Raw genomic sequence first — 1,399 nt, forward strand, 5'->3', positions numbered from 1 at the left:
GGAAACCGTCTTTGGCCGAGCCGGTACCCGGCGCAAAGGTGAGGACTAGCTCTGCGTTGCGCGAGTCAGCCGAGCAAGCAACGATTTCGCTGTCGTGAACGCCCGGAAACATCGTGTGGCCCCTAACGCTGGAGTTAAGCGGCGGCGAAGCCGTCCGCCTTGAACGAGATGTTAGGGCGCGGACTCACAAGCCGCCCTGCATGGCGATGCCAAAAAGTCGCGCAGCATCAGTCGCGCTGCTTGGGCCAAAGTAAAAGACCTGGCCGGCTGCGACAGCGGCGGCGAACAAAAGCTGCGACCCGACAAAGAAGGCAGTATGCCGAGGCCAACGACGTGGAGTGGCCCGCCAACGAAATACAGCTACTACAAAGCCGATAGCAAGAGCGGACCAGCCAAAAAGTTGCTTGACCCAGACGAAGCCGCCAAACCACGCGAATGCGCCAAGCCAGAAGCCGCTAGTCACAAGGACCGCGATTGCAATTACTGATGCGGCGCGAATTGACGGTGAGATGCTCATAGCCCTAACGCCTGAGTTAAGCCGTGCCGCGAAGCGGCATCGGCTTGAACGAGATGTTAGCCGTCACTGCCCGATGGCAACTGCTTGTCATACCAAGCCTCCGAATGCACATCCTTCTTTGCGACGGCGATCAGAGATTCTAGCTGCGTAACTGAAATGCGAATCGAGCCGCCAGGCACTGTCAGCTCTAGTGAAAGGGTCTCGTCCGTTGGGTCGGCTATGAAGCTAGCAAAATGACGCTTTTCGCCAGCGAATTCACAGGACAGCTCCAACTGCATGCCTTCACCATGCATCCCGGCCCAGGTTGTGCTGATTGTTGGATAGAAAGCCACGCTCTTTCCCATGATGGCTAACGCTGGAGTTAAGCGGCGGCGAAGCCGTCCGCCTTGAACGAATTGTTAGCCCTTACTGACGACCAGCCTTGGGATCGATGTCTGCACGAGTTGGCTGCGATGGATCGTAAAAGGTGTAGGTGAAGAACTGCTCTGGGTCGGTGGGGTACGTGCGTTTGGAGAGAAAAGCCTGTGCAGCAGCGACGTAGGCTTGAGGGACGGGCACGTCGACAGCGTCCGTAGTGCCTGAACTAGGATCGAGAACTTTGGAAACCTTGAGCGTGTCGATCTTGCCTGAAGCGTTCACGGTTGCCTGGAACACAACTGCGTAAAGCTTAGTCGGGGTCGAAGGCGAAAGCTGCGCTAGGGCGCTGCCAGCGAAGAGCAGAAATACGGTTGCTATCAGAAGTCGCATCTTCCCTCACCTAAGGATGGTCTGATCAATCGCCGCGCAACCACTCACGCGTGACATTGGTCCCGTCAAAGCGAAAAACGCTCATTTTGACGGCGGAATGCCGCCTTATTCGCTCCGCAGTTGACCTCTTTGGTC

The 1,399-nt window shown here is 56.9% G+C and carries 3 protein-coding genes; all 3 read right to left on the reverse strand.

What is annotated here, in order from left to right:
* Positions 1–184 precede the first annotated feature (184 nt).
* The 3 genes from OSC30_RS16725 to OSC30_RS16735 all read right to left on the reverse strand — a co-directional run bounded on the left by OSC30_RS16725 (position 185) and on the right by OSC30_RS16735 (position 1,264).
* Positions 185–517, reverse strand: coding sequence for a hypothetical protein (locus tag OSC30_RS16725; RefSeq protein WP_267172982.1), 333 nt, complete (start codon positions 515–517; stop codon positions 185–187).
* 56 nt (positions 518–573) lie between these two features.
* A complete protein-coding gene (locus OSC30_RS16730) occupies positions 574–849 on the reverse strand; it encodes a hypothetical protein (protein WP_267172983.1) in 276 nt (91 codons plus the stop codon).
* Between the two features lie 73 nt (positions 850–922).
* Complete coding sequence (locus tag OSC30_RS16735; protein WP_267172984.1) at positions 923–1,264, reverse strand: hypothetical protein; 342 nt, start codon at positions 1,262–1,264, stop codon at positions 923–925.
* Positions 1,265–1,399: the final 135 nt, after the last annotated feature.

The organism is Frateuria hangzhouensis (assembly GCF_026410505.1).
In the GTDB taxonomy this organism is placed as follows: Bacteria; Pseudomonadota; Gammaproteobacteria; order Xanthomonadales; family Rhodanobacteraceae; genus Frateuria_A; species Frateuria_A hangzhouensis.

Bases quoted from the DNA above. Each gene is read 5' to 3' on its own strand.
- OSC30_RS16735 (WP_267172984.1), bottom strand. From the start codon at position 1,264: ATGCGACTTCTGATAGCAACCGTATTTCTGCTCTTCGCTGGCAGCGCC.
- OSC30_RS16725 (WP_267172982.1), bottom strand. From the start codon at position 517: ATGAGCATCTCACCGTCAATTCGCGCCGCATCAGTAATTGCAATCGCG.